The organism is Streptomyces sp. NBC_01214, from assembly GCF_026340975.1.
Lineage (GTDB): Bacteria > Actinomycetota > Actinomycetes > Streptomycetales > Streptomycetaceae > Streptomyces.
On record NZ_JAPEOS010000001.1, the window covers coordinates 2,716,642 to 2,730,819 of the forward strand.

Below are 14,178 nucleotides of genomic sequence, written 5' to 3' on the forward strand. Positions count from 1 at the left end.
TGGTCGCGGTGACCAGGCAGGAACGAGGAAGGGAAGGCCAGCGCCATGGCGGCACGGACCACGGAACCCGCAGGCACGCACGAGGCCCCGGTACCGCAGCGGCTGCTGGCCGTCGCCACCCGGCTGTTCGCCGAGCGCGGCTACGACCGCACTTCGGTCCAGGAGATCGTCGAGGCGGCCGGAGTGACCAAGGGTGCGCTCTACCACTACTTCGGGTCCAAGGACGACCTGCTGCACGAGGTGTACGCGCGGATGCTGCGGCTCCAGCAGCAGCGCCTCGACGCGGTGGCCGATTCCGACGCGCCCGTCGAGGAGCGGCTGCGCACGGCGGCCGCCGACGTGGTCGTCACGACCATCGAGAACCTCGACGACGCGATGATCTTCTTCCGGTCGATGCACCAGCTCAGCCCGGAGAAGTCCAAGCAGGTGCGGGCGGAGCGCCGGCGCTACCACGAGCGCTTCCGGGCCCTGGTCGAGGAGGGGCAGCGTACGGGCGTGTTCTCCAGCGCCACCCCCGCCGACCTGGTGGTGGACTACCACTTCGGGTCCGTCCACCACCTGTCCACCTGGTACCGGGCGGACGGCCCGCTCACGCTGCAGCAGGTCGCCGATCACCTCGCCGACCTGCTGCTGCGCGCGCTGCGTCCGTAGCCCGTAGCCCGAAGCCGAGGGCCCCGAGTCCGAAGCCGAGGGCCCGTAGCCCCTCCGGCGCCCGACGGGCACGGGCCGGGGACTACGGGCCGTCGGCTAGGGGCCGCTGACTACGGGGCCACCTTCAGGAGCTTGTTCGCCGTGCCCGCCGACGGGTTGGTGACCGCCCCGGACGTGGCCGCCCCCGTCAGTGCCGCGGCCGCCTGCGCCGGGGTCGCGGACGGGTGCCCCGCCAGGTAGACTGCCGCGGCGCCGGCCGCGTGCGGGGCCGCCATCGACGTGCCGGAGATGGTCTTCGTCCCCGTGTCGCTGTCGTTCCAGGTGGACGTGATGTCCGAGCCCGGCGCGTACAGGTCCACCACGGAGCCGAAGTTCGAGAACGAGGACTGCTCGTCGTCGATCGTGCTTGACGCCACCGTGATCGCCTCCTTGACCCGGGACGGCGAGCCCTGACCGGCGTCGGCCGACTCGTTGCCCGCCGCCACGGTGAAGGTGACGCCCGCGGCGACGGCCCGGCGCACCGCCTCGTCGAGGGCCTCGTCGGCGCCGCCGCCCAGGCTCATGTTGGCCACCGAAGCGCCCTTGTGGTTCTGCGTGACCCAGTCGATGCCCGCGACCACCTGCTCGGTGCTGCCGGAGCCGTTGTCGTCCAGCACCCGCACCGCGACGATCTTCGCCTTCTTGGCGACGCCGTGCGAGGTGCCCGCGATGGTCCCGGCCACGTGCGTGCCGTGGCCGTTGCCGTCGTCGGCGCTGTCGTCGTTGTCCACCGCGTCGAACCCGGACGACGCGCGGCCGCCGAAGTCCTTGTGGGTGGTGCGCACGCCGGTGTCGATGACGTACGCCGTCACGCCCTCGCCGCCGCCGTCGGGGTACGTGTACTTCTTGTCGCCCGCCTGAGCGGTCTGGTCGATCCGGTCCAACCCCCAGGAGGGCGGGTTGGTCTGGGTGGCGTTGATGGTGAACTTCTTGTTCTGCACGACCTTGCCGACGGCCGGGTCCGCGGCGAGCCGCTTCGCCTCTGTCTCGCTCATGCCCGTGGTCGAGAATCCGTTGACCCCGGAGCTGTAGGAGCGCTTCAGCTCGCCCCCGTACTTGCGGGCGAGCTGTTCCTTGTTCGCGGATGCGTCGAGTATGACGACGTAGCTTCCGCTGATCGCGCCGGGCGCGCCGAGGCCGTACACCGTGCCTTCGGCCGGGGTCGCCGCTCCCGCGAGGGGGGTGGCGAGCAGGGCCACGGCGGCCGCTGTGGCCGCTCCGGTACCGACTGCCGCGTACCGGAAACCGCGCGAGCGCTTGTGAGTTGCCATCTGGAGGGTTCTCCTCGTGTTGACGTTGGGGGCGTCAGACCTTCTGGAGAACCCTCTTCCGATTGACAGGCGCAAATCAAGAACGCCTAGGGGTTATGGGGTTGTTCAACAAGGTTCCTTAAAGGGTCCCCCGCACCGCCTTCACCTCGTACACAGGTTCACGTGAACTCCCGCACGATTCCCACACGTTCACGGGCGCTCAGCCGCGTACCGCTTCAACTCCCGCCGCGCCAAAGACCGCTGGTGCACCTCGTCCGGCCCGTCGGCCAGCCGCAGGGTCCGCGCCGCCGCCCACAGTTCGGCCAACGGGAAGTCCTGGCTCACCCCGCCCGCGCCGTGCAGCTGCACCGCGTCGTCCAGGATCCGCACCACCGCCCGCGGGGTCGCGATCTTGATGGCCTGGATCTCGGTGTGCGCGCCCCGGTTGCCGACCGTGTCCATCAGCCAGGCCGTCTTCAGCACCAGCAGCCGCAGCTGTTCCACCGTCACCCGGGCGTCGGCGATCCAGTTCTGCACGACGCCCTGCGCGGCCAGCGGCTTGCCGAAGGCGGTACGTTCCACCGCGCGCCGGCACATCAGCTCGACGGCCCGCTCCGCCATCCCGATCAGCCGCATGCAGTGGTGGATGCGGCCCGGGCCGAGCCGGGCCTGGGCGATGGCGAAGCCTGACCCCTCCTCGCCGATCAGGTTCGCCGCCGGGACCCGGGCCCCGTCGAAGACCACCTCGGCGTGGCCGCCGTGGTCGTGGTCCTCGTACCCGTACACCGTCATGGCCCGGCGCACCTCGACCCCCGGGGTGTCGCGCGGCACCAGGACCATCGACTGCTGACGGCGCGGATCGGCGCCCTCGGGGTCGGTCTTGCCCATCACGATGAAGATCTCGCAGTGCGGGTTCATCGCCCCGGAGATGAACCACTTGCGGCCGGTGACCACGTACTCGTCACCGTCCGCCGAGCGCTCGATGCGGGTCTCGATGTTCGTCGCGTCCGAGGAGGCCACCTCGGGTTCGGTCATCGCGAAGGCGGAGCGGATCTCTCCGGCCAGCAGGGGCTCCAGCCACCGCTTCTTCTGCTCCTCGTTCCCGAACTGGGCGAGCAGCTCCATGTTCCCGGTGTCCGGGGCAGCGCAGTTGGTCGCCATCGGCGCCAGGTGCGGGCTGCGACCGGTGATCTCGGCGAGCGGTGCGTACTGGAGGTTGGTCAGACCCGCGCCGTGCTCGGCGCTGGGGAGGAAGAGGTTCCACAGGCCCTGGCGGCGCGCCTCGGCCTTCAGTTCACCGAAGACGGCCGGGGTGTCCCAGGGCGAGGCCAGCCGTGCGCGCTGCTCGGCGGCGACGGGCTCCGCCGGGTAGACGTACTCCTCCATGAACGCGAGCAGCCGCTCGCGGAGTTCCTCGGTCCGGGCGTCGAATGCGAAATCCATGGGTGGGTGCCTCAGCCTTCCTGGCGGTTCTGGAGGTCCGGGCCGTCCTGGCGGTCCTGGAGCGTGGTCAGTCCGTGCTCGATGAAGACCGGGACCAGCTCGCCGATCCGGTCGAAGCCCGCCCCGACGGTCTGTCCCAGCGTGTAGCGGTAGTGGATGCCCTCGAGGATCACGGCGAGCTTGAACCAGGCGAAGGCCGTGTACCAGGCGATCGCCCCGGTGTCCCGGCCCGAGCGGGCGGCGTACCGCTCGACGAGCTCGGCCGGCGTCGGATGGCCCGGCGCCCCGCTCGTCGTGCTGACCGGCGATCCGGTCATGCCCAGGTCCGAGCTGTACATCACCAGCAGCCCGAGGTCGGTCAGCGGATCCCCGAGCGTGGACATCTCCCAGTCCAGCACCGCCCGGACGGTGTCGGCGCCGGACGGGGATCCGCCGATCAGGACGTTGTCCAGCCGGAAGTCCCCGTGCACCACGGTCGGGGCGGGGGAGTCGGGCAGCGTCCGGCCGAGCGCGCCGTGCAGCTCGTCGATCCCGGCGAGCTCCCGGCCCCGGGAGGCCGCGAGCTGCTTGCCCCAGCGGCGCAGCTGCCGGTCCAGGAAGCCCTCGGGCCGGCCGAAGTCACCCAGGCCCACCGCCTCCGGATCCACCGCGTGGAGGTCGACCAGGGTGTCCACCAGGCCCAGTACCGCCCGCCGGGTCCGCTCCGGGCCGATCGCGGCGAGCTGCTCGGCCGTCCGGTACGGCACCCCGTCCACGAACTCCATGACGTAGAACGGAGCCCCGAGCACGGCCTCGTCCTCGCACAGGAGCAACGGCTCGGGCACCGGCACCGCCGTGCCGTGCAGCGCCTCGATCACCCGGTGCTCGCGCCGCATGTCGTGCGCGGTGGCCAGTACGTGGCCCAGCGGCGGCCGGCGGACCACCCAGCGGGCGGTTCCGTCGGTGATCTCGTACGTGAGGTTCGACCGGCCGCCCTCGATGAGCCGGCCGCGCAGCGCCCCGGCCACCATTTCGGGTCGTACCCGGTCGAGATGACCGCGTAGCCGCTCCAGGTCCAGGCCGCGCGGGTCGGCCGGGGCTGAGGTCATGGGGCGCACCTCCGTGCGTGTCGACGAGGGGAAGGGCGACGGTGCGTCGGAGCACCGCCGCGAGCCATCATGCCGACCAGTCGGTATGTCGTCCAGAGGCCGGGCGGAAAGAAAACTCTCCGACCGGCGAAATCCGGCGACCCCCGGCGACATCCGGCGACATCCGGCGGTGCCGGGTGCCGTCAGGCGTGGCAGAGGATCGGTGTTCCGCCGTTCATCACGGTCATGTCCCTCAGGACGGCCAGGATGTCCAGCGGCGCGCCCTCCGGCCGGCCGGCCAGTTCCGCGTACGCCCGGTGCACGTTCGCCACCAGCCGCTCGCTCTCCCGCCAGGAGCCGAACTCGCCGAGATCGGCCTGCTGGGCCACCTCCAGCGGGGACAGCCCCTTCGCCCGCCCCTCCCGGGCGAGTTCGTCCACGTACCGCAGGTAGCGCTCGGTGGAGTCGTAGGCCGAGGGGTCGGTCAGGGGTCCGTGGCCCGGTACGACGGTCTCCGCGTCCAGCGAACGCAGCAGCTCCAGCGCCCGCAACGAGCCGGCGAGCGAGCCCATCGCGAGGAACGGCGTCCCCCCGGCGAAGACCAGGTCGCCGGTGAAGACCACCCGCTGGCCGGGCAGCCACACGACCGAGTCGCCGGTGGTGTGCGCGACGCCCGGGTGGACGACCCGCACCTCCGTCGCGCCGACGTGCAAGGTCGCCCGGTCGCTGTAGGTGAGATCGGGCGGCACGATGTCGATCGCGCCGAAGTCCGTGGCGGGCCAGATCAGCTCCAGCTGGTGCCCGGCCGCGAGTTGCTCGGACCGTGCGTTGTCGTGCCCCAGGACCAGCGCCTCGGGGGCGAAAACGCCGTTCCCGTACGTGTGGTCGCCGTGGTGGTGGGTGTTGACCACGGTGCGGGGGAGCGGCGCCCCGGCCGCCACGACCGCGGCGCGCAGGGCCAGGGCGCGCCGCTGGGTGGCGGCGGTGTCCACGAGCAGGGTCCGGTCCCCGTCGGTCACGAATCCGGCGTTGTTGAGGCACCAGCCGCCGTCCGGCTGGACGTAGGCGTACACCCCCGGTGCGGGCTGGACGAGGTACGGCTCTTCGGCGGACATCTGCGCTCTCCCCGGGTCGCTGTGACGAACGGTCGGCATCCTGCCAGCCGTTGCAGCGCCGGGGGAGGGGGGATGTCGCTCCCGACCGACCGGGAGTCCGGTCGTCCGCACCTGTCAGTGGTGCCCGTCAGGGGTACGGTCAGTGGTCGTCGTAGTGTCCGTCGTGCTCCGCGTGCCGGTGCCCGTCGTGCACGTAGTCCACGTGATCGCCGTGCCGGACCGCCTCGTGCCCGCAGTCCGCGCCGTGCGCGTGCGCGTGGCCCTCGTGCGTGGTGTGCCCGCTGGGCTCGCACTCGTCCCAGTGTCCCGAGTGCTCCCGGTGCAGGTGGCCGTCGTGCGCGTAGTCGACGTGGTCGCCGTGCGAGACCGCCTGGTGCCCGCAGTCCGCGCCGTGCGTGTGCTGGTGCGTGGGGTGTTCGTGGTGCAGGGTCGTCATGGCGCCGAGGTTAGTGCGAATTGCCGGACATCGCCCGTTGTGTCGCAATGGCGCGGCGAAGCGCGATCATCACACCGGCCGGTGGCTCAGAAGACCACCGTGATCGCGAAAGCGGCCAACGCCACCGTGCACGCCACCACCGCCAGGGCCGCCCGCGGCGCGAGGTCCCGCGGCCGGGCGGCCGCCAGCGCCCGGATCCGCCGGTGGGCCACCCACAAGAACGCCAGCCAGATCAGCGCGATGGCCGCCACCCCGGCCAGCTCCACCGGCGCGCCCGTCCCGCGCAGCGCCTGCCGCAGCGCCAGCACCGCCACCACCGAGGAGGCCAGCGTCGTACGCCGCCACGCGAGCCGGGTCCGCTCGGGCTGCAACCCGGCATCGCGATCCGAGCCCGGGGTGCTCACCGGCCCGTCGTCCAGCCCAGCAGTACGACCGCCACCATCGTCACCGCCACCAGCCCCACGCCCAGGCTCAGCGCCACCGGGAAGCGCGACAGCGGCAGGTCTTCGCCCCGCCGCATCGCCCGCTCGCACCGCACCCAGTGGTTCACCGCCCGCAGCGCACAGGCCGCGCCCACCGCGAGCAGCGTGAAGGCCATCCCGACCCGCACCCCCCAGCGCAGGTCCGGCAGGAACTGGTCGACGGCGAAACCGCCGCCCACCAGGGCCAGCGAGGTCCGGATCCAGGCGAGGAAGGTCCGTTCGTTGGCCAGCGAGAAGCGGTAGTCCGGGGTCTCGCCCTCGTCCCTCAACCGTGAGGGTGCGAACCAGAGGCGCACGTCCTTGACGAAGTCGATCACCCGATAAATCTACAAGCGGGATTCCGGATGCGCGCGCAGCCGCCGGTACGCCTCCAGCCCGTCCGGCACCCAGGCCCACTCCCCGCCGTCCACCCGCCGGTCCAGTTCCTCCTGGGTGAGGTACGCGTGCCAGTCGACCTCCGAGACCTGCGGGTCCACGGGCAGCTCGCACCGCACCTCGTGCACGTACGACCACCAGGCCCCGCCCGGGCCCTCGTACAGGAACTTGAACAACGGCGTCGGCTGCGCCAGCCCCCGCACCCCCAGCTCCTCCTCGGCCTCGCGCAGCGCGGCCTGCGCGTAGCCCTCGCCGGCGCCCAGCACCCCGCCCACGAACATGTCGTAGTGCGCGGGGAAGACCAGTTTCGAGGCGGTCCGCCGGTGTACGAAGATCCGCCCCTGCGCATCCCTGGCCTGCACGAACACACAACGGTGGAGGAGCCCCCGGGCGTACACCTCGCCCCGCGGGGCCTGTCCGACGACCCGGTCGTCCCGGTCCACCACGTCCAGCACTTCGTCTGCGGCACTCATACGGGTCATCCAATCACCGCTGTTGACTGGTTACCGCTCCGTAGCCAAGGATCTGCCCCACCACCGACGGAGGACGGGTAACCGCATGACGTACGACGCAGACGTGATCGTGATCGGAGCCGGACTCGCGGGGCTCGTGGCCACCGCCGAGCTCGTCGACGCGGGCCGCAAGGTCATCCTGCTCGACCAGGAGCCGGAGCGGTCCATCGGCGGCCAGGCGCACTGGTCCTTCGGCGGGCTGTTCTTCGTGGACTCGCCCGAACAGCGCCGGATGCGGATCAAGGACAGTCACGAGCTGGCCCTCCAGGACTGGCTGGGCACCGCCGGGTTCGACCGCGAGGAGGACGCCTGGCCGCGCCGCTGGGCCGAGGCCTACGTCGACTTCGCGGCCGGCGAGAAGCGCTCCTGGCTGCACGCCCGGGGCGTCCGCTTCTTCCCGGTGGTCGGTTGGGCGGAGCGCGGCGGCTACGACGCGAACGGCCACGGGAACTCCGTACCCCGCTTCCACATCACCTGGGGCACCGGCCCCGGCCTGGTGGAGCCCTTCGAGCGGCGGGTGCGGGCGGGGGTGGCCCGCGGCCTGGTCCGGTTCGCGTTCCGCCACCGGGTCACCGGGCTCTCCGCCACGGCCGGCGCGGTGGACACCGTGACGGGCGAGGTCCTGGAACCCTCCGACGCCGTGCGCGGCACCGCCAGCAGCCGCGAGGCCACCGGCACCTTCACCCTGCGGGCCCAGGCCGTGATCGTCACCAGCGGCGGCATCGGCGGCAACCACGACCTCGTCCGCGCACAGTGGCCGGCTCGGCTCGGCACCCCGCCGCAGCGGATGCTCTCCGGGGTCCCGGCGCACGTCGACGGTCTGATGCTCGGCATCGCGGAGCGGGCCGGCGCCAGCCACATCAACAAGGACCGGATGTGGCACTACACCGAGGGCATCCAGAACTGGGACCCGATCTGGGCCCGGCACGGCATCCGCATCCTGCCCGGCCCCTCCCCGCTGTGGCTGGACGCGACCGGCAAGCGGCTGCCCGTACCGCTCTTCCCCGGCTTCGACACCCTCGGCACCCTCGACCACATCATGAAGACCGGCCACGACCACACCTGGTTCGTGCTCAACGAGCGCATCATCGGCAAGGAGTTCGCCCTCTCCGGCTCCGAGCAGAACCCGGACCTGACCGGCAAGTCGGTGCGCGACGTCTTCACCCGCGCGCGCCAGGCCGTACCCGCCCCGGTCCGGGCCTTCATGGACAACGGCGCCGACTTCGTCGTCGAGCGGGACCTGTCCGCCCTGGTCCGCGGGATGAACGCGGTCACCAAGGAGGACCTCCTCGACGAGGCCACCGTCCGGGGCGAGATCGTGGCCCGCGACCGGGAGATCGCCAACCCCTTCACCAAGGACCTCCAGGTCACCGCCATCCACGGCGCCCGCAGGTACCTCGGCGACAAGCTGATCCGCACGGCCGCCCCGCACCGGATCCTGGACCCCAAGGCCGGGCCGCTGATCGCGGTACGGCTGTCGATCCTGACCCGCAAGTCCCTGGGCGGCCTGGAGACCGACCTCTCCTCGCGCGTCCTGACCGCGTCCGGCGAACCGCTGCCGGGCGTCTACGCGGCGGGCGAGGCGGCCGGATTCGGCGGTGGCGGGGTGCACGGGTACCGGGCCCTGGAGGGCACCTTCCTCGGCGGGTGCATCTTCTCGGGCCGGGCGGCGGGCCGCGCCGCGGCCCGGGCCGTCGGCTGACGCCGCCCGCCCGCGAGGTGCGACGGCCGCCGTCCGGGCGTCTGACCCGTCTGACCCGTCTGACCGTCAGGACGGTCAGACCGGTCAGACCAGCCGTTCGGTGACCCGGAACCGCTCCGCGATGACGAAGGTGTCGTCGTCGACCGTGAAGCCCGGATCGCCGATCGCTCCGCGCACCGGCTCGCTGTGCCAGAACTCCTCGTGAGCCGTGCGCCATTCGGCCACCGACGCGTACCCCTCGCCCTCGTCGAGCGCGTGCTGGAGCCCGATGTCCCCGAGCCGCAGCACCTCCACGGCGGTCACCTCCACCACCGCCACCCCGCGCTCCGCGGAATCCACCAGGAGGGACCGGGCGCCGGGCCGCGGCAGTGGCTCGTCCTCGGCCTCGTACTCCGCGAGCAGGCCGGTGGTGCTGGTCTTCGCCCCGCTCAGCACGGCCGCGACCAGCTGGTCGCGCAGGGGACCGGGGAACCCCAGCAGATACGGGGGAAGATCGTCGTGGGTGGTCATGCGGCCACCCTACGAGATGGCGCGGACACCCACAGATCCGGCCAGTCCTCCTCAACTCGCACCACCCTCAGAGCAGTTGAAACCCGCCACGCAGTGGACTGGACCTTGACGCGGAGCTGGGCGTACCGCTTTGCTGTGCGTGATCACCGACGCGCTCACCGTCGCGATCCCCGACCCGCCCGGCCGAACCCCTCGCGTGCGCCTCGCGCGGGCATCCGGCCGCCACACCCCCCGTCCACCCGCGTCCTGGAGGGAAACCCGCGGATGTCCCCGCCTCCGCCGCCCCTCGGCCGCGCCCGCAAGCGGGACGCCCAGCTCTTCGACCCGGCCCTGTGCGACGCCGAACTCGTGGACGTGCGCTCCCAGTTCACCCAGGGGCGGTGGGCCCGGGCCCGCGCCCTCCTGGTCGGCACCGGCGACGACTGGGACCGCCGCGGCCACCGCGTCATCGTCCTCGCGCAGACCCCGGCGGCCACCGCCTGGGCCCGCGAGTGGCTGCTCGCCGAACCGGAGAGCGCCGACGCCGCCACCCTGCTCGCCTGCGCCGCCGTCTTCACCGCCCTGCGCCAGAAGGGCACCCCGGCCGCGGCCGAGGAGGCCTGCCGCCGGGCCGCAGCCCTGCACCCGGCGGACCCGACCCCCTGGCTCGGACTGCTCCTCCTCTCCCGCGCCTTCGGCAGCGAGGAGGAGTTCAGCCGCCACTTCGACCAGGTCCGGGCCCGTCACCGCGAGCACCACCACGCCCATCACCTGATGGTCGCCAGACTGGCCGAACGCGCCCTCGGCTCCGGCCGGGACCCGCTCCACGAGGTCTACGACTTCGCGTCCTGGGCCGCCGAGGAGTCCCCGGCCGACTCCCCGCTCGCCGTGCTCCCGGTCGTCGCGCACGCCGAGCGGTACCGCGTGCTGGCCGCCACGCACGGCCACTCGCCCGAGTCGGCCGCGGCCCATTGGGCGGGCCGTCGCGCCCGCCAGGTCCTGCGCTCCGCCTTCGACTGGTGGCTGGAGTGGGAACGCGAGGACCACCCCCGCAACCGCGTCGACCTCAACTTCCTCGCCCACGCCAAACTCTGCGAGGGCCGCCCCGCCGAGGCCGCCGCCCTCTTCCACCGCATCGGCAGCCATGCCACCCGCGCCCCCTGGTCCTATCCGGACCGGGACCCGCACAAGGCCTTCCTCGCCGCCCGCGGCGTCGCCCTCGGCACGGCCTGACCGCCGCGCCGCCCGCCGGACGCCACCGGCCGGACGACACCTGCGAGCGCCCCCCAAGAAAGACGCCCATCCCCGAGCACCACGCCCCCGAAAGGACGCCGCCATGCCGACGGGCAGACCCTCCACGCTCCAAGACCCGGCCGAGATCCGTACGTACAAGGGCCAGGACCGGGCCCTGCGCGCCGACCGCCTCGGCACCGCGGGGCTGCTCCTGTCCGTGCTCGCCGCCAGCGCGCCCCTGATGGTCGTCGCCGGTGTCATGCCCACGACCTTCGGCGTCATGGGCGTCGTCGGCCAGCCCCTGCTCTTCGTCATCCTCGGCGCCGTCCTCGCCCTCTTCAGCGTCGGCTACGCCGAGATGAGCCGGCACGTCCACAACGCCGGCGCCTTCTACGCGTACATCGCCCGCGGCCTCGGCCCCACCGCCGGCGCGGGCGCCTCCCTCGTCGCCCTCGTCGCGTACAGCGCCATGCAGGTCGGCGTCTTCGGCATCCTCGGCTTCGAAATATCCGGCCTCTTCGCCACCTACCTGGACACCGAACTCTCCTGGTGGATACCGGCGCTCCTCGCCGTCGCCGTCACCGGCGCGCTCGGCTGGCTCAAGATCGACCTCAACGCGAAGGTCCTCGGGGTCCTCCTCCTCGTCGAGTGCGTCCTGGTCGTCGTCTTCGACGTCGCCGCCCTCGGCAAGCCGGCCGCCGAAGGCCTCTCGCTCCACGCCTTCAACCCCGAGACCCTGGGCGGAGCCGGCTTCGGCACCGCCCTGTGCTTCTGCATCGCCGCCTTCGTCGGCTTCGAGCAGTCCCCGGTCTACGCCGAGGAGACCAGCAAGCCGCACATCGTCGTCTCGCGCGTGATGTTCCTCGCCGTCGGCTTCGTCGCCCTCTTCTTCGCCGTCAGCGCCTGGGCCCTCACCGTCGCCACCGGCCCCTCCGAGGTCGTCAAGACCTCCGCCGAGGCCGGCCCCACCCTGCTCTTCCAGCTCACCGAGAGCCGCCTCGGCACCACCTTCACCGACGTCCTGCACGTCCTCTTCGTGACCGGCATGTTCGCCGCCATGCTCAGCTTCCACAACGTGGTCGCCCGCTACGCCTTCGCCATGGGCCGCGAGGGCCTGCTCCCGGCCGCCTTCGGCCGCACCAACGCCGGCACCGGCGCCCCCGCCACCGGCTCCCTGCTCCAGACCGGCATCGCCGCCCTCGTCGTGATCGCCTTCGCGCTCACCGAGGACAAGGCCCCCGCCGACCCGGCCGTCGCGGTGCAGCCGCCCGACCCCACCACCCCCGTACTGCACCTGTTCACCTGGATGGGCAGCGTCGGCGCCCTCGGCGTGACCCTTCTCATGGCCGCCGCCTCCTTCGCCGTCATCGCCTTCTTCGTCCGCCGCGGCACCGCCGGCGCCCAGGTCTGGCGCCTCGTCGCGGCCGGCGCCGCCGGCCTCGCCCTGCTGGCCATCGCCGTCTACACCGTCAAGGACTTCGGCGTCCTGGTCGGCGCCGAGAAGGGCTCCGCGCTCGGCTGGGTGCTGCCCGGCATCATCGGCGCCGCCGTCGTGGTCGGCCTGGCCTACGGAGCCCTGCTGCGCCGCAGCCGTCCCGAGGTGCACGCCCGCATCGGCCTGGGCAACGAGGCCTTCCGCCTCGACCAGGCGGCGGAGGGCACCCCGGGCGACTGACCTCGCTTTCCAGCCCCTACGAAGCCCCCGGCAACCGTTTCCATGGTCGTCGGGGGCTTCGGCGTGCAGGGGGTGCTTTTGGAGGGGAGAGGAGCCTCATGGTCTCCTGTTGCGACCAAACCACCCGGATCGCAGCACAGGGGACACCACCCAGCCCCCTGCGCGGCGGCCCGGGCCTGCCTTGTCCCACCCACGAAGGCGAAGTCCCACATGAGTGACCTGAGTGACCGCACCTTGACCGAGGCACCCGCCCCGGCGCCGACCCGCCATGTCGACGCCGGAGACGAGGGCTACAGCAAGGACCTCAAGTCCCGCCACATCAACATGATCGCGATCGGCGGGGCCATAGGCACCGGCCTCTTCCTCGGCGCGGGCGGCCGCCTCGCCGGCGCCGGCCCCTCCCTCGCGATCGCCTACGCGGTGTGCGGCGTCTTCGCCTTCTTCGTCGTCCGGGCACTCGGCGAGCTCGTCCTCTACCGGCCCTCCTCCGGTGCCTTCGTCTCCTACGCCCGTGAGTTCATGGGGGAGAAGGGCGCCTACACGGCCGGCTGGCTGTACTTCCTGAACTGGTCCACGACCACCGTCGCCGACATCACGGCCGCCGCGACCTACGCCCACTTCTGGTCGCTGTTCACCGACGTCCCCCAGTGGGTCCTCGCCTTCATCGCCCTCGCCATCGTGCTCACCGCCAACTTGATCTCGGTGAAGTACTTCGGCGAGATGGAGTTCTGGTTCTCGCTCGTCAAGGTCGCCGCCCTCGTCGTCTTCCTGATCGTCGGCATCTGGCTCGTCGCCACCAGCCACGACATCGGCGGCACCACCCCCGGCCTCGCCAACATCACGGACAACGGCGGCATCTTCCCCTCCGGCGTCCTCCCGATGCTCCTGGTGATCCAGGGCGTCGTCTTCGCCTACGCCTCCGTCGAGCTCTGCGGAGTCGCCGCCGGCGAGACCGAGAACCCCGAGAAGATCATGCCGAAGGCGATCAACTCGATCATGTGGCGCGTGGGCCTGTTCTACGTCGGCTCGGTCGTCCTCCTCGCCCTCCTGCTGCCCTACACCGCGTACAGCTCCGACCAGAGCCCCTTCGTCACCGTCTTCGACAAGCTCGGCGTCCCCGGCGCCGCCGGCGTCATGAACCTCGTCGTCCTGACGGCCGCCCTCTCCAGCCTGAACTCCGGCCTCTACTCCACCGGCCGCATCCTGCGCTCGATGTCCCTGTCCGGCTCCGCCCCCAAGTTCACCGGCGTCATGAACAAGGGCAAGGTCCCCTACGGCGGCGTGCTGTTCACCGCCGCCTTCGGCCTCGCGGGCGTCGGGCTGAACGCCTTCATGCCGAAGGACGCCTTCGAGCTCGTCCTGAACTTCGCCTCGCTGGGCATCCTCGGCACCTGGGCGATGGTCATGATCTGCTCGCTGTTCTTCTGGCGCCGCGCCCAGCAGGGCCTCGTGGAGCGCCCCTCGTACCGCCTGCCCTGGGCCCCGTACACCCAGATCGTCACCCTGGTGTTCCTGCTCGCCGTGCTGGTGCTGATGTGGTGCGACGGCGGCGTCGGCCGCACCACGGTCCTCTTCGTCCCGGTCATCGGCGCCGCCCTGGTCGGCGGCTGGTACCTGGTCCGCGGCCGCGTGGCCGAACTCGCCACCACCCGCCGCTGATCCCGCGACCGTCGAAGCCCCCGCACCGGACCCGTCCGGCGCGGGGGCTT

14 protein-coding genes are annotated in these 14,178 nt (G+C 72.1%); 5 read left to right on the forward strand and 9 right to left on the reverse strand.

Going from position 1 to position 14,178, the window contains the following annotated elements; translation table 11 throughout:
• Positions 1 to 45 precede the first annotated feature (45 nt).
• Positions 46 to 651: a TetR/AcrR family transcriptional regulator gene (locus OG594_RS12990; RefSeq protein ID WP_266598323.1), complete on the forward strand. Its 606-nt coding sequence runs from the start codon at positions 46 to 48 to the stop codon at positions 649 to 651.
• 110 nt (positions 652 to 761) lie between these two features.
• On the opposite strand, the gene OG594_RS12995 is transcribed toward OG594_RS12990, so the two are convergent.
• The 8 genes from OG594_RS12995 to OG594_RS13030 form a co-directional block, all read right to left on the reverse strand.
• Positions 762 to 1,961: a S8 family peptidase gene (locus OG594_RS12995; protein ID WP_266598325.1), complete on the reverse strand. Its 1,200-nt coding sequence runs from the start codon at positions 1,959 to 1,961 to the stop codon at positions 762 to 764.
• A gap of 189 nt (positions 1,962 to 2,150) precedes the next feature.
• Positions 2,151 to 3,383 carry an acyl-CoA dehydrogenase family protein gene (locus tag OG594_RS13000; protein ID WP_266598327.1) on the reverse strand — a complete coding sequence of 411 codons (1,233 nt, stop codon included), beginning with the start codon at positions 3,381 to 3,383 and terminating at the stop codon, positions 2,151 to 2,153.
• Positions 3,384 to 3,394: 11 nt separating this feature from the next.
• Entirely contained in the window at positions 3,395 to 4,471 is a 1,077-nt protein-coding gene (locus tag OG594_RS13005; protein WP_266598329.1) for a phosphotransferase family protein, read from the reverse strand.
• A 182-nt stretch (positions 4,472 to 4,653) separates the two neighbouring features.
• Positions 4,654 to 5,565 carry an MBL fold metallo-hydrolase gene (locus tag OG594_RS13010; RefSeq protein ID WP_266598331.1) on the reverse strand — a complete coding sequence of 304 codons (912 nt, stop codon included), beginning with the start codon at positions 5,563 to 5,565 and terminating at the stop codon, positions 4,654 to 4,656.
• Between the two features lie 139 nt (positions 5,566 to 5,704).
• On the reverse strand, positions 5,705 to 6,001 hold the full coding sequence (locus OG594_RS13015; protein WP_266598333.1) for a hypothetical protein: 297 nt from the start codon (positions 5,999 to 6,001) through the stop codon (positions 5,705 to 5,707).
• Positions 6,002 to 6,087: 86 nt separating this feature from the next.
• Positions 6,088 to 6,405, reverse strand: coding sequence for a DUF202 domain-containing protein (locus OG594_RS13020; RefSeq protein ID WP_266598335.1), 318 nt, complete (start codon positions 6,403 to 6,405; stop codon positions 6,088 to 6,090).
• Positions 6,402 to 6,800, reverse strand: a complete 399-nt coding sequence (locus OG594_RS13025; RefSeq protein WP_266598337.1) for a YidH family protein — start codon at positions 6,798 to 6,800, stop codon at positions 6,402 to 6,404. Before OG594_RS13025 ends, OG594_RS13020 begins: the two co-directional genes overlap by 4 nt.
• A gap of 9 nt (positions 6,801 to 6,809) precedes the next feature.
• On the reverse strand, positions 6,810 to 7,331 hold the full coding sequence (locus OG594_RS13030; RefSeq protein ID WP_266598339.1) for an NUDIX hydrolase: 522 nt from the start codon (positions 7,329 to 7,331) through the stop codon (positions 6,810 to 6,812).
• An 85-nt stretch (positions 7,332 to 7,416) separates the two neighbouring features.
• On the opposite strand from OG594_RS13030, the gene OG594_RS13035 reads away from it, so the two are divergent.
• Positions 7,417 to 9,072, forward strand: coding sequence for an FAD-binding dehydrogenase (locus tag OG594_RS13035; protein WP_266598341.1), 1,656 nt, complete (start codon positions 7,417 to 7,419; stop codon positions 9,070 to 9,072).
• A gap of 84 nt (positions 9,073 to 9,156) precedes the next feature.
• Here OG594_RS13035 and OG594_RS13040 read toward each other — a convergent pair whose 3' ends face one another.
• A complete protein-coding gene (locus OG594_RS13040) occupies positions 9,157 to 9,582 on the reverse strand; it encodes an ASCH domain-containing protein (protein ID WP_266598343.1) in 426 nt (141 codons plus the stop codon).
• 264 nt (positions 9,583 to 9,846) lie between these two features.
• Here OG594_RS13040 and OG594_RS13045 point away from each other — a divergent pair, with 264 nt between their 5' ends.
• The 3 genes from OG594_RS13045 (at position 9,847) to OG594_RS13055 (ending at position 14,128) form a co-directional block, all read left to right on the forward strand.
• A complete protein-coding gene (locus tag OG594_RS13045; protein WP_266598345.1) occupies positions 9,847 to 10,794 on the forward strand; it encodes a hypothetical protein in 948 nt (315 codons plus the stop codon).
• Between the two features lie 103 nt (positions 10,795 to 10,897).
• On the forward strand, positions 10,898 to 12,469 hold the full coding sequence (locus OG594_RS13050; protein WP_266598347.1) for an APC family permease: 1,572 nt from the start codon (positions 10,898 to 10,900) through the stop codon (positions 12,467 to 12,469).
• A gap of 210 nt (positions 12,470 to 12,679) precedes the next feature.
• The gene (locus OG594_RS13055; RefSeq protein ID WP_266598349.1) at positions 12,680 to 14,128 is read left to right on the forward strand and encodes an amino acid permease; all 1,449 of its coding nucleotides are present in this window, start codon (positions 12,680 to 12,682) and stop codon (positions 14,126 to 14,128) included.
• The last annotated feature ends 50 nt before the right edge of the window (positions 14,129 to 14,178 follow it).